The organism is Leeuwenhoekiella aestuarii, assembly GCF_004104055.1.
In the GTDB taxonomy this organism is placed as follows: domain Bacteria; phylum Bacteroidota; class Bacteroidia; order Flavobacteriales; family Flavobacteriaceae; genus Leeuwenhoekiella; species Leeuwenhoekiella aestuarii.
This window is the reverse complement of the sequence record NZ_QOVJ01000002.1, coordinates 471,252-491,292: the sequence shown is the minus strand read 5'-3', so window position 1 is coordinate 491,292 and position 20,041 is coordinate 471,252. Positions and strand designations below refer to the sequence as shown.

Annotated in this window: 20 protein-coding genes; 9 read left to right on the top strand and 11 right to left on the bottom strand. The window is 35.8% G+C overall.

Features of this window, described 5'->3' with window-relative positions:
- Positions 1–54: 54 nt before the first annotated feature.
- Together DSM03_RS08105 and DSM03_RS08100 are read right to left on the bottom strand one after the other, a co-directional pair.
- The gene (locus DSM03_RS08105; protein WP_128760940.1) at positions 55–798 is read right to left on the bottom strand and encodes an SDR family oxidoreductase; all 744 of its coding nucleotides are present in this window, start codon (positions 796–798) and stop codon (positions 55–57) included.
- A 98-nt stretch (positions 799–896) separates the two neighbouring features.
- Positions 897–1,478: a Crp/Fnr family transcriptional regulator gene (locus DSM03_RS08100; RefSeq protein WP_128760941.1), complete on the bottom strand. Its 582-nt coding sequence runs from the start codon at positions 1,476–1,478 to the stop codon at positions 897–899.
- 135 nt (positions 1,479–1,613) lie between these two features.
- Here DSM03_RS08100 and DSM03_RS08095 point away from each other — a divergent pair, with 135 nt between their 5' ends.
- The 3 genes from DSM03_RS08095 to DSM03_RS08085 all read left to right on the top strand — a co-directional run bounded on the left by DSM03_RS08095 (position 1,614) and on the right by DSM03_RS08085 (position 7,295).
- On the top strand, positions 1,614–3,413 hold the full coding sequence (locus DSM03_RS08095; RefSeq protein ID WP_128760942.1) for an SLC13 family permease: 1,800 nt from the start codon (positions 1,614–1,616) through the stop codon (positions 3,411–3,413).
- Between the two features lie 372 nt (positions 3,414–3,785).
- Positions 3,786–6,296, top strand: a complete 2,511-nt coding sequence (locus tag DSM03_RS08090; RefSeq protein ID WP_128763086.1) for a transglycosylase domain-containing protein — start codon at positions 3,786–3,788, stop codon at positions 6,294–6,296.
- Positions 6,297–6,428: 132 nt separating this feature from the next.
- On the top strand, positions 6,429–7,295 hold the full coding sequence (locus DSM03_RS08085; RefSeq protein WP_028375116.1) for a sigma-70 family RNA polymerase sigma factor: 867 nt from the start codon (positions 6,429–6,431) through the stop codon (positions 7,293–7,295).
- Positions 7,296–7,373: 78 nt separating this feature from the next.
- Here DSM03_RS08085 and DSM03_RS08080 read toward each other — a convergent pair whose 3' ends face one another.
- The 5 genes from DSM03_RS08080 to DSM03_RS08060 all read right to left on the bottom strand — a co-directional run bounded on the left by DSM03_RS08080 (position 7,374) and on the right by DSM03_RS08060 (position 13,111).
- The gene (locus DSM03_RS08080; protein WP_128760944.1) at positions 7,374–7,961 is read right to left on the bottom strand and encodes a type 1 periplasmic binding fold superfamily protein; all 588 of its coding nucleotides are present in this window, start codon (positions 7,959–7,961) and stop codon (positions 7,374–7,376) included.
- Between the two features lie 14 nt (positions 7,962–7,975).
- Positions 7,976–10,378 (bottom strand): TonB-dependent receptor, encoded by a 2,403-nt coding sequence (locus DSM03_RS08075; protein WP_128760945.1) that lies wholly within the window; start codon positions 10,376–10,378, stop codon positions 7,976–7,978.
- Between the two features lie 139 nt (positions 10,379–10,517).
- Positions 10,518–10,832 carry a hypothetical protein gene (locus tag DSM03_RS08070; protein ID WP_128760946.1) on the bottom strand — a complete coding sequence of 105 codons (315 nt, stop codon included), beginning with the start codon at positions 10,830–10,832 and terminating at the stop codon, positions 10,518–10,520.
- 23 nt (positions 10,833–10,855) lie between these two features.
- A complete protein-coding gene (locus DSM03_RS08065) occupies positions 10,856–11,572 on the bottom strand; it encodes a DUF2490 domain-containing protein (RefSeq protein WP_128763085.1) in 717 nt (238 codons plus the stop codon).
- A gap of 9 nt (positions 11,573–11,581) precedes the next feature.
- Positions 11,582–13,111 carry a DEAD/DEAH box helicase gene (locus DSM03_RS08060; protein ID WP_128760948.1) on the bottom strand — a complete coding sequence of 510 codons (1,530 nt, stop codon included), beginning with the start codon at positions 13,109–13,111 and terminating at the stop codon, positions 11,582–11,584.
- A 254-nt stretch (positions 13,112–13,365) separates the two neighbouring features.
- Here DSM03_RS08060 and DSM03_RS08055 point away from each other — a divergent pair, with 254 nt between their 5' ends.
- Complete coding sequence (locus DSM03_RS08055; protein ID WP_128760949.1) at positions 13,366–13,749, top strand: hypothetical protein; 384 nt, start codon at positions 13,366–13,368, stop codon at positions 13,747–13,749.
- Between the two features lie 74 nt (positions 13,750–13,823).
- On the opposite strand, the gene DSM03_RS08050 is transcribed toward DSM03_RS08055, so the two are convergent.
- Positions 13,824–14,543, bottom strand: coding sequence for an SDR family oxidoreductase (locus DSM03_RS08050; protein WP_128760950.1), 720 nt, complete (start codon positions 14,541–14,543; stop codon positions 13,824–13,826).
- A gap of 137 nt (positions 14,544–14,680) precedes the next feature.
- Here DSM03_RS08050 and DSM03_RS08045 point away from each other — a divergent pair, with 137 nt between their 5' ends.
- From DSM03_RS08045 to DSM03_RS08025, 5 genes are all read left to right on the top strand, one after another.
- Positions 14,681–15,298 carry a YqaA family protein gene (locus tag DSM03_RS08045; RefSeq protein ID WP_128760951.1) on the top strand — a complete coding sequence of 206 codons (618 nt, stop codon included), beginning with the start codon at positions 14,681–14,683 and terminating at the stop codon, positions 15,296–15,298.
- Positions 15,299–15,580 carry a DUF3817 domain-containing protein gene (locus DSM03_RS08040; protein WP_128760952.1) on the top strand — a complete coding sequence of 94 codons (282 nt, stop codon included), beginning with the start codon at positions 15,299–15,301 and terminating at the stop codon, positions 15,578–15,580. It abuts the gene before it with no gap.
- A 12-nt stretch (positions 15,581–15,592) separates the two neighbouring features.
- Complete coding sequence (locus DSM03_RS08035) at positions 15,593–16,204, top strand: M15 family metallopeptidase (protein ID WP_128760953.1); 612 nt, start codon at positions 15,593–15,595, stop codon at positions 16,202–16,204.
- A 309-nt stretch (positions 16,205–16,513) separates the two neighbouring features.
- Positions 16,514–17,239: a ferritin-like domain-containing protein gene (locus DSM03_RS08030; protein WP_128760954.1), complete on the top strand. Its 726-nt coding sequence runs from the start codon at positions 16,514–16,516 to the stop codon at positions 17,237–17,239.
- A gap of 26 nt (positions 17,240–17,265) precedes the next feature.
- Positions 17,266–18,105, top strand: a complete 840-nt coding sequence (locus DSM03_RS08025; protein WP_128760955.1) for a ferritin-like domain-containing protein — start codon at positions 17,266–17,268, stop codon at positions 18,103–18,105.
- A gap of 140 nt (positions 18,106–18,245) precedes the next feature.
- Here DSM03_RS08025 and yajC read toward each other — a convergent pair whose 3' ends face one another.
- From yajC to nusB, 3 genes are read right to left on the bottom strand one after another with little or no spacing between them, the layout of a single operon-like run.
- Positions 18,246–18,539, bottom strand: coding sequence for a preprotein translocase subunit YajC (gene yajC, locus DSM03_RS08020; protein WP_073097317.1), 294 nt, complete (start codon positions 18,537–18,539; stop codon positions 18,246–18,248).
- Between the two features lie 10 nt (positions 18,540–18,549).
- The gene (locus DSM03_RS08015) at positions 18,550–19,017 is read right to left on the bottom strand and encodes a DUF1573 domain-containing protein (RefSeq protein WP_128760956.1); all 468 of its coding nucleotides are present in this window, start codon (positions 19,015–19,017) and stop codon (positions 18,550–18,552) included.
- 43 nt (positions 19,018–19,060) lie between these two features.
- Positions 19,061–20,008, bottom strand: a complete 948-nt coding sequence (gene nusB / locus DSM03_RS08010) for a transcription antitermination factor NusB (protein ID WP_201740422.1) — start codon at positions 20,006–20,008, stop codon at positions 19,061–19,063.
- Positions 20,009–20,041 lie beyond the last annotated feature (33 nt).

Here is a 20,041-nt window from a genome sequence, read left to right as displayed (position 1 = left end):
AAAAAAAGCTTCCAGAGATCGGAAGCTTTTTTTGTAAAAAATTTAGTTTTAATATTAAAGATCCTGATTAGTAGGACGTATTAAAATTTCATTTACACTGCTATGTTCAGGTTGTGTTAAAGCATAATAGATTGAGTCTGCAATATCTTGCGCCTGTAATGGAGTAAGGTCTTCAAACTGAGACATCATCTCTTGTACATCTTCATCTGTGATAGTATTAGTCAATTCTGTATCCACAAATCCTGGCTCTATAGCAGTTACTTTAGTATTATATTTTGGCCCCATTTCTAGACGAATTCCTTCACTTAATGCTCTTACAGCATATTTCGTGGCGCAATAAACGGCACCTGCAGGCATAATTTTTCTACCAGCAACAGAAGATATGTTAATAATGTGCCCTGATTTATTTTCTTTCATATCTGGGATTACACTAGCCACACCATTAAGAACACCCTTAATGTTAACATCTACCATTTTATCCCATTCATCTGTTTTCAAATTTTCAACAAATGAAAGAGGCATTAGACCAGCATTATTTACAAGTGAATCAACTTTACCAAATGTTTTATGTGTCTCATCAATTACTTTTTTCCAATCTTTTTTACTGGTAACGTCTGCAGTAACTACTAAAGCTCTACCTCCATCTTTTTCAATTGATGCTTTCAGTTCATTTAATCGATCAGTTCTTCTGGCAGTGATTACCAGATTTGCTCCTGCTTTAGCTAGTGTTTTAGCCGTAGCTTCTCCTATTCCGCTTGAAGCTCCTGTAACGATAATGGTTTTATTCTTTAGTTTCATAAGTAATGTTTTTTACAAAACTATAAACCCAACAGGTAGCAGAAGTTGACCTATGTTAGTTTAACCTGTTAATAAGTTTCAAATGATGTTAATCAGTGTTAATCAAGTACTGAAAGCTCTTTTCTGATTCTACTCAAAGATTCTGGCTTAATGCCCAGATAACTCGCGATTCTATAATTAGGAACCCGCTTTTCTATATTAGAATAAGTTTTACAAAAATCTAAATACCGTTGTTTACTGTTCTTTTCTAATCCCGCTTGTATACGAGCAGTCAAACTTATAAATGCTCTGGTTGTCTTGATCCTGAAAAATCGTTCAAAATTTGGTATTCGTTTATACAGTTCTTCCAGATTATTTTTCTTCAATCCTAAAACCAAAGAATCTTCTAAACAACTAACGCTCAATCGTGCTGGTGTTTCATTAAAAAAAGCCGAGAAATCACTTATCCACCAATCTTCAATAGCAAACTGCACAACAGATTGCTCTCCTGCTTCTGAAGTATGAAAAGCTTCTACACAACCTTCCACAACATAATATTCTGTATCTACAAACGAACCGGGCTGAATGAGAAACTCTTTTTTTCGCAATCGTTGCGGAGCTAGAATACTCTTAAACTCTTCAAATTCCTCATCAGAAATTTGAATAATTTCTTCTACGTGAGAACGTATAGATTCATACATAAACTAATGTTAGATAAATTCAAAAATATCAATTCTACTTATAACCTATTTTGATTGTGTATTGTTTAAGTAATATTTGGCAAAATGATTTTAAGTTTCATTATAAATTTAGCTTAAAAATCTCAGCTTAATTTTATGGATATTGCAATCATTGAAGTTTTTATTATCCTCGGTTTAACTATTTTCTTTTTTGTGACCGAACTCTTTCCTGTTGACAAGATTGCAATGTTTATTGTGGTTTCTTTGATCCTACTGGGTTTAGTTAGTCCAGAAGAAGGCATAAGTGGTTTTTCCAATTCGGCAACAATAACCGTTTTAGCTTTAATGATTATAGCAGTTGCGCTAGAAGATAACGGTGTTATAGCTTGGTTTGCTAAAGGGTTACAGCGTTTAAGCATACTCCCTCTACTCCTGCTCATTCCTGTTTTTATGTTTATAACCGCAGGTATTTCAGCATTTATAAGTACTACAGCAGTTGTAATTATCTTTATAAAGATCATCTTTCAACTGGCAGAACGTTATGGGATTGCTGCCGGAAAATTGTTGTTGCCGGTTTCATTCGCAGGTATTTTAGGCGGTAGTTGCACACTAATGGGTACTTCTACAAACCTCATTGTAAATTCTATAGCTCAAAACCGCGGAGTTGAAAAGCTTGGCTTTTTTGAATTTGCTCTTTTTGGATGTATTTTTCTTGTTATAGGTATTGTAGTAATAACTAGTGCTTCTCGCTTTTTACCTGCTAAAAATGCTTCTGAAAGTCTGGAGCTAGATTATAAGCTTGATGAACTCATCACTACGTTAACTATTAATGACGATTCTCCACTAATAAGTAAATCAATAAAAAATATTTCATTTTTAAATACACCTAATGTAACACTATTGAAACTCATTCGGGGTAGTGATGTTACAAATGCTCCCGGAAAATACATCACCTTAGCTCAAGGGGATCGCTTAGTGGTCATGGCAGATCTAGAAACGGTAGAACAAATTTCTGCCGAAGAAGGACTCTCTAAGAAAAATACCGAAAAATCAAAAGAGAATGAGGAAGAGAATCCAGAATCTGAAATCCATTTAGTGGAAGTTTTAATTTTGCCGGGATCTACTTTTATAGGGAATACGCTTAACAGTTTAAAGCGTTTTAAACTTGAAGGAGCATTACCCGTAGCAATTAAAAAACGAAAAAATATTCGCAACACACGAGAACGCCTAATTCGTAAAGATTTAGATCAGATTCGCATAAAACCAGGGGATCGAATTCTATTAGAAATAACTCAGGCAGAACTGAATACTTTAGAGAATTTAGAAGGTATTGTAATTCTTAGAACACATGAGCCCTTTGAACCCAAAAACAAGACCCGAAAGTATATAACACTTGCAATTTTATTGACGGTTATAGGTCTGGCAGCATCAGGTGTTTTAAGTATTTTGGCTAGTTCGCTTACCGGGATTGCATTGTTATTAGCAACTAAAAGCCTTGAGATGAATAAGATTTATCATAAAATTGACTGGCAAATTTTTTTCTTATTAGCCGGTATGATTCCATTAGGAGTTGCAATGACAAACAGCGGAGCAGATATTTGGCTATCTGAGCATTTACTTATGCTTTTTGAGGGGAAAGACAATTTATTTGTATTAGGGGCATTATTTTTAATAACAATGGTTTTAAGCGGTAGTATTTCAAACAATGCTACTGCGGTAATTATGACTCCTATTGCAATTACAGTAGCTAGCGGCTTAGATCTTTCTGCAAAACCTTTTATACTCGCAGTTATGTTTGCAGCAAATTTTAGTTTTTTCACTCCGGTAGGTTATCAGACTAACACCTTGATTTACAACCTGGGGATTTACAAATTCAAGCACTTTTTTATTATAGGTGGAATTCTCTCGATCATTCTTTGTGTTGCCGGTACGCTTCTACTTGCAACACTTTTATAAAGTAAACTACTCTGGGGCAAGCTTCGGAATATTAAATCCTTTTGCTATGCCAATAAAAAAGCAGCTATCTAAAAGAATCAGATAACTGCCCGTTTGTGATTGATTTGATTTTATCTTGAAAAATCAGCTTCCTATTATCAAGCTCTTTTCCTTAATAAAAGGAAGCAAGCCTAACACGTTCTAAAACATCTCGCCAACAGAGCCGGCAACTAGTTTTATACAAAATCTGAATTTTAAAGAACTTCTTGATTGATGTTATATAAAGTAGACGGACCAGTTAACTTTTTGTTACACTAAAATCAAAAAATAGTTGTTAAAGTAATGTAAACCACTGTAGATAGCTTTAAAGATTACCACTACATTTGTTCTTTTATGAAGAACCCCTTAGAAAATAAGAATATCACTTCTTTTAAAAACAAAGCTTTTACACTTTTTACAAAGGTTTTAAAGTATGTAGAAATCGGTTTTAGATTTGCTGCTTTAAAATTTCACAGTGCTATAAAAAGAAAATGGGTTCGTTACCCTTTACTCGTTATAGGTTCTTTTTTCTTTATATTTTCAATATTCTTTCTGAGTATTTATATGGGATTTTGGGGAGATCTTCCTTCTAAATATGAACTCACCCACTTAGAACAATCCTTAGCTACTCAACTGGTAGATCGCAACGGTAAAAACATAGGGAAATATTATATTTTTGATCGCAGACCTATAGGTTTTGATGAGATTCCACCACATTTAAAAAATGCCTTAATTGCTACCGAAGACGCTCGTTTTTACAAGCACGATGGTGTTGATAAATTGAGTTTGATGCGGGTGTTTTTTAAGACTCTTCTTATGCAAGACGAGTCTTCTGGAGGTGGTAGTACACTCACCCAGCAATTGGTTAAAAATATCTACGGAAGACCCGGCGGAGGAACTTTCAATCTGGTCATTTCAAAATTTAAAGAGTTTATTGTTGCCCAGCGTATTGAAGACGTATATACAAAAGATGAAATTATAAATCTCTACCTCAATACCGTTCCGTTCCCTGACAACACATACGGAATTGAAAGTGCCAGTCAGAAGTTTTTCAATAAAAACACAGAACTTTTAACCTTAAATGAGGCAGCAATATTAGTTGGGACTCTAAAGGCAAACAACAGTTACAATCCACGTGTACATCCAGACAGAGCTAAAAAAAGAAGAGATGTAGTTATCAATCAAATGCTTCGGTATAAGTATTTAAAACCTCGGGACACTGTTGGAATGGAGCGAGATACGATCGTTCTAAGTTATCAAAAAAGGACAGATTTAGGTATAGCACCTTATTTTAGAGAACTTATACGTAAAGAGGCTAAAGAACTCCTGAAAAATTATACTAAAGCAGACGGAAGCGCCTATGACCTTTATCAGGATGGCCTTATTATACATACCACCCTAGATAAGCAAATGCAAGAATATGCAGAAGCCGGAATGCGTGAGCAAATGGCAGCGTTGCAAACTCAATATGAAAAAGCATATGGCAACTATGCCCCCTGGAAACGCAAATCAATTTTAGAACCCAGCTTAAAAAAACTACCTTACTATAAAAAGTTAGTAAAAGATAGTATTTCTCAAGAAGCCCTTGAAGATTCACTTGATGTAAAAAGAAACAGAACAATATTTGACTGGAATAGTGATGAAACGACTCAATCTATTTCAGTGAGAGATAGCCTTGCCCATTACTTATCGCTTCTAAACTGTGGCTTTATAGCTCTAGATCCTGAGACCGGTGGTGTATTAGCATACATTGGCGGTATTGATTTTGAAAATTTTAAATATGACCACGTAAGTCAAAGTGAGCGTATGGTAGGATCTACATTTAAACCATTTGTTTACACAACTGCACTAGAACAAGGAGTTGATCCGTGTACTTATTATAGTGGAGAACAAGAACTTTACTATTTCAACAATAAAGAATGGTCACCATCAAACTCAGGTGGTGAGGGTGAAGATTTAAAATACTCCTTAAAAGGAGCTTTGAGTAATTCGGTTAACACCGTTGCTGTAAAAGTTTTGCTCGATGTAGGCATTGGTAAAGTTATTAATCAAGCCCATAAAATGGGGATTCCTTCAAAGTTACCTCAAGTCCCTTCACTTGCTTTAGGAACAGCTCAAATAAAAATGCGCGATCTGGCTTCTGCTTATACTTCATTTGTAAATGGCGGAAAACCAATGAAGCCTCTCTATATCACTAAGATTGTGGACCGTGCAGGTAAAACTATTGTAGATTTCACGCCAGAAACGCCAGAAAAATCTGTAATGCGCAATTTTACAAGGCAAGCAATGATAGAAATGATGCGTGGGACTGTAAGTGAAGGGACTGCAACCCGACTAAGGTATACATATAAGCTTAAAAATGATATTGCAGGAAAGACCGGGACCACTCAGGATAACAAAGATGGTTGGTTTGTAGGGATTACTCCTTATATGGTTGCAGTGACTTGGGTAGGAAACGATGATTATAGAATAGGTTTTAGTAGTACAGGTTTAGGTGCGGGTGCTAATTCGGCTCTGCCAATTTATGCAAAGTTTATGCAACGTCTTAATAATGACACGACCTATGCTTCTTTAACCAAACAACGGTTTAAGGCGCCATCTTCAGAAGTTGCTGATGCACTCAACTGCCCTCCTATTGTAAAAGACAGTACTTCACAAGTGCGTCAATTTTTTGAGTCTATATTTAGTAAAGAAGATCAAAAATTCAGAAAAAAGGTGTATCTGGATGATAATGGTTCTATCATAAGAACAGAAGAAGAGCCATTACCGAGCGAAGAAGAAGTTAATCAAGAAGAGGAAGAAGATACTAGAAAAGGATTCTTTTCGTTCTTAAAAAGGAAAAAGAAAAACGATGAGGATAATTAGGTTGGTCCTTATCATATAATTAAAAAAAACATAGATAAATGCTAAAGTTATCATAAAAAGTGCATTTTAATTTGATTTTACATTTATCCATGTTATAATACATCCTATTTACTTTAAAAAAATAAATTTCATATGAGACAACTCAAAATCACCAAGCAGGTAACCAATCGGGAATCAAAATCTTTAAACACCTATTTACAAGATGTAAGTAAACTCGATATGATTACCGCTGATGAGGAGGTCGAGTTGGCACAACGTATTCGTGAAGGCGATCAGATTGCTTTAGAACGATTAACGAAGGCTAATTTGCGTTTTGTGGTATCTGTTGCAAAACAATATCAAAATCAGGGATTAAAATTACCTGATTTGATCAACGAAGGAAATGTAGGTCTTGTTAAAGCGGCAAAGCGTTTTGATGAAACACGTGGTTTTAAGTTTATCTCTTATGCTGTGTGGTGGATTCGTCAATCTATTCTTCAGGCTATTTCAGAGCATTCAAGAACGGTGCGTTTACCGCTTAATAAAATTGGTACAATAAGCAAGATCAACAAAGCATTTTCTTATTTAGAACAAAGTTTAGAGCGTCCACCATCTGCAGATGAGATTGCAAAAGAACTGGATATGACTGTAGCTAAAGTAAAGTTAGCTATGAAGAATTCTGGTCGTAACCTTTCTATGGATGCACCCTTTAAAGAAGGTGAGAATGATTCTAATCTTTATGATGTACTAAAATCTGGTGAGTCTCCTAATCCTGATGCAGATTTGATGCAGGAATCTTTAGGAACTGAGATTGAGCGCGCTTTAGAAACATTGTCTCCTCGTGAGTCTGATGTAATCAAATTAAACTATGGTTTGGGTGGTGAGCAACCTCATACACTTCAGGAAATAGGTGAAATGTTTGATCTAAGCCGTGAACGCGTACGTCAGATACGTGAAAAAGGAATTAGAAGATTGCGTCACACTTCTAGAAGTAAAGTGCTTAAAACCTATTTAGGATAGGTTTTATCCTCGATTCAAAATAAAAAAATGCTCCGCAAATTGCGGAGCATTTTTTATTTCCTGTAACTTAAAGATTATTTATTCGATAACAATCTCAAAAGTTTGAGCAATATCAGTCTCTCCCCCTGCATTGCTTAAATCACCTTCACTTACACCTTCGGCACCTTTATTAGGCTCGTGACGTAGGGTAACGGTAAGCTGACCCTCTGAAGCGGTACCTGCAAGTAAGGTGAAATCAATTCCCACAGGATTGGTACTGCCATTAGTCAGATAGTCATTTTCAGTATCAGCATAACTTACAGTAGCATTAAGACCTGAACCAACCTGATAGAAAAACTGGTGTTCGTCTGCTTCCTCTTCAATCTCCTCATTGATAATTTCGGCAGGAGAAACAGTCTCGTTTTGAAGAAGAACTGAACCAGTATAGCTCATACCTGCTTGTAAAGAGCCAGAAACGTCTACAACAGGCTCGTCAGGACCATCACCATCAAGATCCTGTGAAGTAAGTGTAACGGTTTCTCCGGTTTGTGGAACTAAAGTTACTGTTATGGTTGTAATAACCTCTTCTTCATTGATGAGTTCAGGTGTATTGTCGTCGTCGTTTGAACAAGAACTAAATGTTAGTGTTGCTATAAACAGTAGACTTAGAATTTTTAGATTTTTCATGATTTAATTTGTATTTAATAATTGAGTTTAATTTGAATTCGAAAATTTCTACCCAAATCATCAGCAAAATAACGCTGACGATTTAAGTAATCTCTATAGGCCGTATTTAAAACATTATCTACATAGAGGCCTAAAGTCAGTGTAGATTGATTAAGCACCTTAAATTCTGCGGAAGATGCAATATGAAATAAGCTATAAGCAGCTGGAGATTCACTAATCTTTACAGTTTCAGTTACCTCAGAACCTGATTCGTTGATGTAATTCACCTGAAAATCATTATTAGGGAAACGGGTCTGCTTAAAAACACTTTGATTACGTAAGGAAACATTTAGATTATTCCATTCCGCTTTGCGGAAAGATAAAACCGTATTCACATTGGGCGCTGGCATATCAATTAAAGGTCGGTCGCGATCTAAATCCTGACCATTGACGTAGGCAAATGAAGTTTTAATATCAAACTTATCATTAAAGTAATAGGCTGCCTGAAGATCTACCCCGTACAAACGCGCATCAACCTGTCTATATTCATGGACCGGAAAAGCACCACGATTAGTGTACTGCACACCTATAGGTTCAAGTATAATAAAGTCGTTGATTCGGTTGTAAAAGGGATTAACCCCAAAAGTAAATCCACCGCTCTGACCATTAAGTTCCAGACTGGTCTTAAAGGACTGCTCCTGTTTGTTGCGCAAATCACCAAGTTCAATAATGGCTGCCGAATGATGCAGCCCGTCACTAAACAATTCTGCAGGGTTTGGCGCTCGTGAAGCAGAACTAAAATTGAGTTTTAAATCCCAATTGTTAGCAAACTGATACCTGCCTCCAAGAGTCCCGGAAAAATTATGATAATCGAATACCGGATTTACCAAGAGCTGATTGTCAAACTGCTCTACGATAATATCAGCAAAATCAACATCATAACCCCGATCTTCCCAGCTGCTATTGCGGTAAAACTTCTGTGCATCTATTTCACTAAAATCATATCTGAATCCTCCATCTAGTTTTATCTTCTCCGTAAGGTCGTATGAAGCCGTTGCATAGGTTCCAAAAGTATACATCTCATAATCAGGTATCAAACGTCTGATATCTGTTTCAGGATTCGGAAAATTTTCCTGATAGGAAGCTTCAACCCCAAAATCTGCTTTAAAATCAGATCGCGCATCATAGGCAAAATTACTTTGCAGGGTATGCGTGGTCAATTTTAGATCAAGACTGGGATCATTTCGCCCTCTCCTAATATCAAATTCCTTTCGGTTGTTTTGTTGAAAAGAATAATCAAGCGTTAATTTACCTGCTTTCTCAAAGCGTTTAAACATACTGAGTTTGGCCAAATGATGCCTAACATCCTGTTTAGGCGCATTGATATCATAGGTAAAATCCCTGATAAAAAAGGGCTCTCCGCTGTTTATAGCTCTTACCAGATCACTCACATTCCCAATATGACTTGCCCTCAAAATTCCTATTTCGGCATCATACATACTGTAATACGCGTCAAAACCGTAAGTGAACTTATCTAAACCAATCCCTACCGAAAAATCATTTTCAGAAACTCCCGTATTAGATAAAACATAGTCTGGTGATTCACGATCGCCCGAACGCTTGCGGGTACCCTGGCCTTGAATATAAAAGCCACTTTCATAAGCCTTCATCAAGGTTGAAGTAACCCCGTAGCCACGACCGTTTGAAGCTCCGCTAAGAATGGTTTTACCATACAGGGTGTCCTTGGCATGTGCTTTAGGAGATTGGGTAAGGATTACCCCTCCAACGGCATCACCGCCATAACGCAAAGCACTTGCTCCTTTAACAACCGTTATATTAGCAGCAGTATTAAGGTCCAGATTGGGAGCGTGCTCTACGCCCCACTCCTGATCTTCCATTCGCGTACCGTTATTGATAATAAGCACTCGACTGCTGTGCAAGCCCTGAATCACAGGTTTTACAACGGTACTTCCGGTATTGAGGGATGAAACACCCGGAATTTCACGAAGGGCATCCCCCAAACTTGCGTTGCTGTAATTTTCCAGATCATCGGTCTGTAAAAGTTGAGCAGCACTTGAGGCAGATCCTTTAGTGAGATTTTGTCCTTTTACAGTTACTGAATTGAGCTCCTCAGTGTGATGCTCGAGTTTAAAATCGCGCTTGACATCACCCGCTACCTCCACTGTAAATTCGGCAACCTCGCACTCGGGGTGAGTAATTGTGATCGTGTAGGTTCCCGCACATAAACCTTCTAATTTATAGTTTCCATCAAAATCAGATAGCGCATAAATCTCGAAGCCATTTACACTAAGGGTAGAATTTACTAATGCATCCCCATCGTGAAAATCACGCACGACACCGCTAATACTATAATTACATTGTTGAGCCTGTAGCTGAATCCCTAGAAATAGCATAAGCATCAAACTGAAAAATTTCATATTTGAAAAATTGTATCCTTTTACAGGATGATTATCAGTTTATTTAAAAAAGTTTTGGTGCAAATCAAAAATGTTTACAACACAAACTTGATAAGAAGACTGCTCTCATTATCTATAAATAACCCAATGGAATATGGGCTTAAACTGATACTGGTGGTGCTTTATTAAGCGAGATGCCAAAAGGAAACCGATTTATTTTATTAAAATCAGTATAAAAAAGCGAAGTATTATAAGATGCAACTGGCGGTTGCAATTGAAAATCATAAACAGGAGGTAAATCAAAATCTAAATTTTGTTTCTGTTTATGAGTAAGCAAACACAACTCACAATGCGATCCTTTTACAGAATCGTTGTCGTGAACGTATTTGTGGACATCTACAACTTTAAAAGCAAAAATAGCCAGTACCAGCAAAATGCTGAGGGCTGCTTTAAAATTTTTACTTTTTGAAATCATAGTGCGAAATTAAGACAAAGTTTCTAGAATGTATGAAACAAACTTACGATGAGCTGCCCTTTTGTTTGTGTATTAGTTACTTCGCGCATATACGAAAGTTCAGCTCTAAGACCAGATCTTATTTGATATCCCACTCCACCAAATAACCAAGTGCGGTTATAAAGGCTTACAGTCCGGCCATTATCTATTTGTTGCTGACCGTTAACAAAGACTTCGCCTGCGGCCCAAAGAAAAAATGTGTTAGGGCCCATCACTTTTTTATTCAATGGAAGTTTTGCATTTAAAAAATATCGGTATCGCGTTCTAAAATCTTGGTTTTCTACAAAGCGTTCTTCTAAACGAATGCGGTGTAATAATGCAATACGACCTTCAAAAAATTGATTATTCCAGATGAGATCTTGATACATTCTGTTCTCAAAGCTTTGCTTATTACTTGGACCAAACGTCCCACTATTAAAATAGGAGTAACCGGCAACTGCTCTTAGAGAAGAACCCGGAATCTTATAGGATAATCCCGCTCTTAAAATTAATTGCTGAAAATCATTGGTGACATTAAAACTACGTTGCTGCACGTCACCCATAATACCAAAATTACTTTCACCAAAATCTGTGTCAAAGAAATATCCGTACCAGGCACCCAATTCGTGATTACCTTTTTGAGCATTTACACCTTCAATTGAAAGCATTAAAAAAGCAAAAGCCAGTAATAATATTTTTGATTTATTAAAAGAATTGTGCATAAATAAAGACTATTGAGCCGGTACATTGGCGTACATCTGGCTAAGTTTGAGCCTTAATTTACGCATATAATCTTCTTCTAACCAGTCTTTATAATTCTTTGTGTTTTTCATAATACAATATGAATACAGACGTATGCGATATTGTATCTCTTCTTTAAGTTCCCGAGCTAGAATACGTGCATCAAAAACATCCTCTGTATTTTCAAAAACAATTTTTGCATGCTGATCTATAGAACGTTCAAGCGCTTCTTTAGACTTTAAGCCTTTTGCAAAAACATCTTCGTATTCTTTTTTAATATCAAAATCTATACGTTCACTATTACTGAATTGCGCTCGTAATTCTGGAGGCATAACATATTCAAAATTGCGCTCAATTTCTTCGTCACTCACAAGATTCTCAAGGTAGAAATCAGGATATAAGAAAATATCATTCCAATCCATAGGTGCGTCCCACAGACCGAAACGCGCCATATTATTACCTAAATCTATAACTTCAAATTTTTTCTTGTTTGGTAATACACGAGATCCCCTACCTATCATTTGAAAATACAAGGTTAACGATCGCGTTGCACGATTCAAAATAATAGTCTCTACCGAAGGTTCATCAAAACCTGTTGTCAAAATACTAACCGATGTTAAAATAGCATCTGGAGTATTTTTAAACCATTTCAAAATCTCTTTCCGCTCCTTATTGGTATGTGTGTTGTCTAGGTGTCTTACATCATAACCCGCTTCTTTAAAGGTCTCATATACATAACGCGAAGTATTGATCCCGTTATTGAAGATCAATGTTTTAGTCCCTTTGGCCCGCTCTTCGTAAGCCGCAAGTAGTTTTTCTTGCATACTGTGATTGGTATACAAGATTTCAGATGATTTTACGGTGTAATCCCCATTTATACCAACCTGAAGTGTTTTTAAGCCAACATCATACGTATGCATATTGGCTTTTGCTAAAAATCCTTTTTCAATTAAAGAACCTATACTCTCGCCTATTATAAGTTTACGGTAGTTGTCTTTCATAGGCAACTTCACGTTAGAACTCAATGGTGTGGCCGTTACTCCTAATATAAAAGCATCTTTAAAATAGCTGAATAATTTTCTAAATGAATTGTAATGCGCTTCATCAATAATGACCAGACCAATATCTTTTATATCTATTTGCTCATCCTGAAGGCGATTATTAAGAGTTTCAACCATCGCTACATAACACATGTAATCTTCATTCCCCTCAAGAGTTTTTACTTTGCTGTTGATGACCATATTTGGCACATCAAAGCCTTTAAGCATTTTTGAAGTTTGTGAAGAAAGCTCGATACGGTGTGTAAGAATAACAACTTTTTTCTTCTTTTCTGCAATGTATCTGCGTACAATTTCAGAAAATATAACTGTCTTACCACCACCTGTAGGAAGTTGATAAAGAAGGTTAAAGTCGTCAGACTCCTCCTCTATACAGTTAAAAATTCTATCAAGATCATTCAATTGATAGCTGTATAATTCTTTGCCGTTACTCGTGTCTTGCTCTTGTGCCTTTTTACTCAAAAGTTAGGTATATTTAAATGGTGAATTTTGCAAAAATAAGGCATTTAAAGGGCTTCTCGAAAAATTGCTATAGGAATTGTAGAATTAATAATTTTGACTAATTGTTTCCCCAAATAATAGCCGGAGATAGCCAAAATTTTAAAAGGGTGATAAAAACTTTAATTATCCCTACATAAAATTGAAAAAAATAAGCAAAGCACAACATTAGAAAATACCTAATCTGTTACCTTTGTGTCAAAATAAAACAGATCATTTTGAAGAATCCAAAAGCGATAAAACTTATAAATAAGCTCATTGATGAAGTTGAGCAAAACGGTATCATTACAAATACTGTTGTAGAAGATTTGCAAAACCTAAGACCGTTTGCGGTTGAAGAAAAGCGTCCTTTATTAGCAAAAACCATCAGATTGGTATTTGAACATATAGAAGCGTACCAGACTTTTGATATTCCTATTCCTGAGGAAGAGCCTATTGAAGGATATGAAGATTTACTTGAAGAGGAAGAAGAAACCACATTTGTTCCTGCTGAAAGTTTACTTTATTTACTTAACCTAGTTGCAGAACCTGAAAACAAGACTAACCGTCTTGACTTAAGAGCTTATGTTGAATCGCTACAAGAATATGCTGAAGAGCATTAATTGTATATAGCTTTAAAAAACAAAAAAACACCTGCTACAAGCAGGTGTTTTTTTGTTTTGCTCTAATGATAAACTTATTTCTTTGGTGGCTTAGAAGGTCTCACTTCTATTTTACTTGGTAACGTACGTGGATTCATTTTTAATAAATCTACAACTAATTCCCCTATATCTTCACTCTGAATTTTCCAATCATCTTTATTGGTAGGTTCATTACCATTAAAATGCGTAGCTACAGAACCCGGCATTATAGTAGAGACTTTAATATCATCTTGTCGTAAGTCTAACATAATTGCCTGAGAAAAACCGGTTAAACCAAACTTACTCGCATTATAAGCAGATCCATTTGCAAAGAAATTAGTTCCTGCAAGACTTGATATAGTAAAAATGTATCCCTTAGATTGTTTCAAAGCATTTAAAGAAGCTTTTACACTATAAAAAACACCTGTCAAATTGGTATCTATAGTTTCTTGCCACTGATCAACTGTCATATCTTCAATACTCGCAAAATGCCCTAAACCGGCATTTGCTACTAGAACATCAATTTGACCAAACTCTGCAATAACAGCATCTACGGCTTGGATTTGACTTTCCATAGAACGCACATCTGCTTTTACACCTAGTGCCTTTCCCTTACCATTTTTATTTAGCTCTTCAGCAGCTTTTTCTGCAGCAGTAATTGTACGGCTGGTTATAGCTACATTCATTCCTAATTCTAGAAGAGCTTCTGCAACTCCTCTACCAATTCCTTTTGTTCCCCCTGTTATTAAGGCAACTTTATTTTTAAATTTCTCCATATCCTAAAAATAAGGGTAATTGAAGTTTTAACACGATTGGCTAAATTAAAGTTTTCATAAATATGAAGTTTTATAACAATATTAGCACCGCAATTTTGTTAGCGCATTAACCATACGTTATATTTGCAAAAAAATAAATGAGTCAGAACACCAAAACTAAAAAAAAGTCTAGGATCAGACTTTTACATCAATATTATAAATTCACAGGATTTTATTCTTTTTTAGGCGGCAGTCTCAAGAAAGCACTTACTCCTATTGTGTTATTTGTAATAGCGCTTCTTTGTGTTCACTATTTTGTTATTGACATTAACGATCTGTTGATTAAAATGACAGATACTTTCCCTCCTTTTTGGGTTCTTACAGTCTTTTTTATTTCTGAAAGTATTCTCGGGCTTATTCCACCAGAGATCTTTATTGCTTGGAGTGATAAGATGCCAGACCCTATATTGTATCTTTCTTTAATTGCTGTATTATCTTATACTGGTGGTATTATAAGTTATTTTATGGGTAGAGCATCAACCAGAATTAATGCTGTACACGAATACCTTGAAGTTAAGATGGCAAAGCACCTTAAAAATGCCCGAAAATGGGGCGGTTTTTTGATCGTTGTAGGAGCTATTCTGCCAGTTCCTTTTGCTGTCAGCAGTATGGCTGCAGGAATGATTAAATATCCATTTATTAATTATTTACTTTTCGGCTTGTTGCGTTTTGTGCGCTTTGCAATTTATGGAGCCGCAATATTCAATTTAGTTTAAATGATCAAAGCTTTCCAGATCATCAGTATTTTAGAAGGAATCTCGTTACTTCTTATATTGTTTGTTACTATGCCTTTAAAATATGGTTTTGATAATCATGGTCCCAATCAGGTAATTGGTATGGCGCACGGACTTTTATTTTTAACCTATGTAGTACTAGCTATTTTAGTAAAGTCAGAATTGAACTTGAATTTTAAGACATTGCTTATTGTTTTGGTTTGCTCTATCATTCCTTTTGGAACATTCTGGATGGATAAACGTTACTTAAAAGGAAAAGCATAAAGCAAGCTAATTATGAAAGCATTTATAGTTTCGATATTAATTTTAGTTTCTGGCTTTGTTTCAGCTCAACAAACCGAAAAACCTTTAGTTAAATTAGATACTCTAAAAGATGGATTCACCTATGATATTAGATATGCTAGCGATAATAACTTCTTAAAAGAAGCTTTCTACGATTGTGCCGCTTGTTATTTAAGACCAGAAGTTGCCGAAGCCTTAAAAGAAGCCAATCACTACTTCTGTGAAAAAGGGTATCGTATCGTGCTTTTTGACTGCTACAGACCGGTGAGTGCTCAGAAAAAAATGTGGGCTGTTTACCCAAATCCACAATATGTTGCAAATCCATATACTTCGGGCTCCGTTCACAATCGTGGTGCAGCAGTAGATATAAGTCTTGAAAAATTAGACGGTACTCCGGTTGATATGGGTACTGATCACGACTTTTTTGGCAAAGAAGCACATATAGATAATAGGACGCTCCCAAAAGATGTTTTGGCTAATAGAAAATTACTTCAGGAGGGAATGATACGCTTTGGCTTTGAGACTATTCGTACAGAATGGTGGCATTTTAACTACAAAAAAAATTACTCTTACAAAATCATCGACTTCGATTTTGAATGTAATTAACAAGCTTCAATAAAATTTCAGAATCAACTTCTAATTACTATTAATTCATTTTATTTAGGTTAATATTAAACAATTCGCGTTTTCACCACTTATAGACTGCGAAAAAAGCAATTTTAAAGCTTAATTTTTCACCGTAATACACAAAATTATCTTTATAGTGAGGTAATTCTTTTTGATAATAATTCTTAAAATCACTCGGTTTTGACCCGGATTTTCCCAAATCCTTGTTAAAAGACAGTAGCTCAAAAACCGACCACTCTTTTTCCACGTAAGTTTCAATAAGTATTAATAACCAAAGAAACTCAAATTATGAAAAAGAAAAAATCAATTGAGGTAACAACTCAAACTGTAGGTAGAAACCGCAGAAACTTTTTAAAAGTAAGTGGTCTTGCTATAGCAGGTTCAGGTTTATTGTTAGCATCATGTAGTGATGACGATGATAACGGAAATATGTTAGGCGGTACTTTTGATTTAGGTACTGGTGACGTAGGTGTTTTAAATTATGCTTATGCTCTAGAACAACTAGAAGCCGCTTTTTATACTAATGTAGTGAACGGTTCTTTTTACGCCAGTGCCTCTGCTGATGAAAAAGCAATCTTATTAGATTTATACAATCACGAAGTAAATCACCGTGAATTCTTTAAAGCCGCTATTGGCGCGAATGTTCCTATGGAGCAACAACTTACCGCTGATCTAGAATTTGATTTTAGCTCTGTAGATTTTGGCAACAGAGATTCAGTATTAACTACTGCTAGGATATTAGAAGATACAGGAGTTAGTGCATACAATGGCGCTGGTCAATATATCCAGACTGCTGCTTATCTTACTTTAGCTGGTAAAATTGTGTCTGTAGAAGCACGTCACGCTGCAGCTATAAGAACAATAATTAATGGTAGTGCAGATTACACTGCATTTGCCGGAGACGATATCATAGATGATAACGGTCTTGACTTGGCTGAATCACCTGCAGATGTTATTTCTAAAGCAGGAGGGTTCTTTGTAACTCCATTTACATACAAAAACCCACAAGCGTAATTACTAACCATTAAAAAAATACCGAAATGAATTTAATAAAATTTTTAGACGAATTTACTACTGATAAATTACAAGAACCTAACACATCCAGACGTGCAATGTTTGGTCAATTAGGAAGCTTGACAAAAAAGGCTGCAATCGCTGCTGTACCATTTGGATTGGCTACAATGTCTAACAAAGCTATGGCTCAATCTAGCTCTAGTGTTGTTGATGTTTTAAATCTAGCTCTTACGTTAGAATATCTTGAAGATGAATTTTATGCTATGGCTCTAGATTCTGGTGTTCTTTCAGGAAACGCTAAAGCAGAAGCTATATACATGCAAATCTCAAAGCACGAATCACAGCATGTTGATTTCTTAACTGCTGCAATAGAAGGTGCAGGCGCTACACCAGTGGCAAAACCTACTTTTGATTTTACAGTTGATGGTGCTTTTGATCCATTCAATGATAATGGTGCTGGGCAAGCAACAGCTTATGCACAATTATTAGCGCTAGCTCAAGCATTTGAAGATACTGGAGTACGTGCTTATAAAGGTCAGGCTGGAAACCTAATGGGAAATCCGGGTGTTCTAACTGCCGCTTTACAAATACATTCAGTTGAAGCTAGACATGCATCAGAAGTAAGAAGACTTCGTGGTCTTGAGGGATGGATTACAGGAAACCAAAGAGGAGCTGGCATGCCAGAAGCTACACAAGTTGTATACGACGGAGCTACTACCGAAGCGAATATTATGCAAGGTGGTTTAGATGTTACAACTCTTGGTTCTGGATCTCCATTTACTGTTGATGCTTCTACTCAAGCATATGACGAGATTTTAACTGGTGATGAGGCTGTAGCAATAGCAAGTCTATTTATAGTATCATAACAATTAAGTTTCTTTTGTGAATGCAAAAACCCTGCTTTTATTATAAAGGCAGGGTTTTTATAGTTTAAACTATGTTATAAATAAAAAACTCCCGAAGTGTAGTACTTCGGGAGTTTTTTTATTTGATCTAAAAAAGAAGCTTATTTCTTCTTCTCCACCTTTGCAGGCTCATTTAATTTTTTTGTTAGTTCTAAAGACAATGCAGAACGCTCAAATTTTAATTTACCGGCACCTGATTCTAGGATTACAGTAGTGTCATTCAAGTCTAAAATTTTTCCGTGAAGCCCGCTTTTAGTTATTACACGATCTCCTCTTTTTAATTCTTCAGCAAATTTCTTTTCATCCTTTTGACGTTTCATTTGTGGGCGTATCATAAAAAGATACACAACAGCGATCATTAAAAGAATGGGTAAAAAGCTTGTTAATTGTTCCATTTATAGTTGCTTAGCCGTTTGTTGCAGCAGGACCTTCAGTAGGCTGTACAAAAGCGGTGATTTTTACAGTTTCAGATCCTTTTTCAGTATTAGATTTTACAGTAACAACTTTAGTTACCGAATTTAAACCACTACCGTTATATTTTACCAAAAGTTCTCCTGTCTCACCTGGTTGGATAGGCTCTTTAGGATAACTTGGTACGGTACACCCACAAGTACTTGTTGCATCAACAATCACTAAAGGTGCCTTACCGGTATTTTTAAATTTAAATACATGCTCTACAGCTGTACCACGTGCGATATTTCCAAAATCATATGCACTTTCTTCAAATTCCATCGAAGGAAAAACAGTAGCATCTGCATCACGAGTTGCTGCCATTTCTACATTTTCTCCTTTTACTTTGTCTGATGCGTTGTCTTTACAACTTGTAAACGCTAATGCAGCCACTAGACCAACTGCAAGAAATGCTTTTTTCATAATAGTTTTATTTTTTAGGAATTCAAAAATACAATTTTATTTATTACTCAATCAAGCCCCTACCTGCTTTGTTTAGCCTGCTTTCCTTCTTATATTTTTTAACCAGACGATCTAAGACACCATTCACAAAAATGCTACTCTTAGGTGTTGAATATTCTTTAGATAATTCTAAATATTCATTAATTGTCACTTTAATAGGAATTGATGGAAATCTTAAGAATTCGCAAAGTGCCATCTTGATCAATATCTTGTCTAAAGCAGCTATACGGTCCTGATCCCAGTTAGGTGTATTTCCTAAAATCTCTGCCTCGTATTCTTCATTATTGCGAGCGGTACGCAATAAAAGGTCTTTTGCATATTGACGATCTTCTTCGTCTTTATATAATTTAGGAATAAGTGTACTTTCTGGAGAATTAGGCTTAATCTTCCCAAGGCGCTTAACAATCGTTGTATTTACAACAGGTAGATCATCTACCCAAGTAATACGATAATCCTCTAGATAATCGTAAAGTTTGTCGTTAGGAGCTACGAATTCGCTAAAGAAATCGATAACAAAATCGCGGTCTCTTTTAAAATCTGATATAGTATCAGACATATAAGATTCATAAAAGTCGCTCTTCATAAGTTCGTTATAAATTAAAACAACGTACTCATTATCAAGCCTCCAGTTATTAAGCTTTGCTTTCTTTAGTTCTTTCTGAAGCAATTCGTTCTCAGAAAGTTTGACTAAAACTTCGTTATTAATGAATTTAAGATTGGGGTTTTTTTCAGATTCTGTAGCCAGCATTTTAAGCTGAGAACGCTCCATCATATCCTTTGCATGCGCGTGAATTTCAACAACCAGATCTATCAATACCAGATAGAGATCGTACATCTGAGCGGTACTCGCGTTCAAGAATTTTTCTTCTTTAAGCAAATCAGGTTGTTCTGACTGACTTAAAGCGTAAAGTGCTTGCATTACTTTGATGCGAATGTGCCTTCTGTTAAGCATAATTTTAAAGAACTTAGGTTGTTTGAGATTATC

Coding starts and splice junctions, on each gene's coding strand:
- DSM03_RS08030 (WP_128760954.1), top strand. CDS start 16,514: ATGAAAAAGAAAAAATCAATTGAGGTAACAACTCAAACTGTAGGTAGA.
- DSM03_RS08090 (WP_128763086.1), top strand. CDS start 3,786: ATGAAGAACCCCTTAGAAAATAAGAATATCACTTCTTTTAAAAACAAA.
- DSM03_RS08085 (WP_028375116.1), top strand. CDS start 6,429: ATGAGACAACTCAAAATCACCAAGCAGGTAACCAATCGGGAATCAAAA.
- nusB (WP_201740422.1), bottom strand. CDS start 20,008: ATGCTTAACAGAAGGCACATTCGCATCAAAGTAATGCAAGCACTTTAC.
- DSM03_RS08040 (WP_128760952.1), top strand. CDS start 15,299: ATGATCAAAGCTTTCCAGATCATCAGTATTTTAGAAGGAATCTCGTTA.
- DSM03_RS08100 (WP_128760941.1), bottom strand. CDS start 1,478: ATGTATGAATCTATACGTTCTCACGTAGAAGAAATTATTCAAATTTCT.
- DSM03_RS08015 (WP_128760956.1), bottom strand. CDS start 19,017: ATGAAAAAAGCATTTCTTGCAGTTGGTCTAGTGGCTGCATTAGCGTTT.
- DSM03_RS08025 (WP_128760955.1), top strand. CDS start 17,266: ATGAATTTAATAAAATTTTTAGACGAATTTACTACTGATAAATTACAA.
- DSM03_RS08065 (WP_128763085.1), bottom strand. CDS start 11,572: ATGCACAATTCTTTTAATAAATCAAAAATATTATTACTGGCTTTTGCT.
- DSM03_RS08105 (WP_128760940.1), bottom strand. CDS start 798: ATGAAACTAAAGAATAAAACCATTATCGTTACAGGAGCTTCAAGCGGA.
- DSM03_RS08070 (WP_128760946.1), bottom strand. CDS start 10,832: ATGATTTCAAAAAGTAAAAATTTTAAAGCAGCCCTCAGCATTTTGCTG.
- DSM03_RS08075 (WP_128760945.1), bottom strand. CDS start 10,378: ATGAAATTTTTCAGTTTGATGCTTATGCTATTTCTAGGGATTCAGCTA.
- DSM03_RS08050 (WP_128760950.1), bottom strand. CDS start 14,543: ATGGAGAAATTTAAAAATAAAGTTGCCTTAATAACAGGGGGAACAAAA.
- DSM03_RS08095 (WP_128760942.1), top strand. CDS start 1,614: ATGGATATTGCAATCATTGAAGTTTTTATTATCCTCGGTTTAACTATT.
- DSM03_RS08045 (WP_128760951.1), top strand. CDS start 14,681: ATGAGTCAGAACACCAAAACTAAAAAAAAGTCTAGGATCAGACTTTTA.
- yajC (WP_073097317.1), bottom strand. CDS start 18,539: ATGGAACAATTAACAAGCTTTTTACCCATTCTTTTAATGATCGCTGTT.
- DSM03_RS08080 (WP_128760944.1), bottom strand. CDS start 7,961: ATGAAAAATCTAAAAATTCTAAGTCTACTGTTTATAGCAACACTAACA.
- DSM03_RS08035 (WP_128760953.1), top strand. CDS start 15,593: ATGAAAGCATTTATAGTTTCGATATTAATTTTAGTTTCTGGCTTTGTT.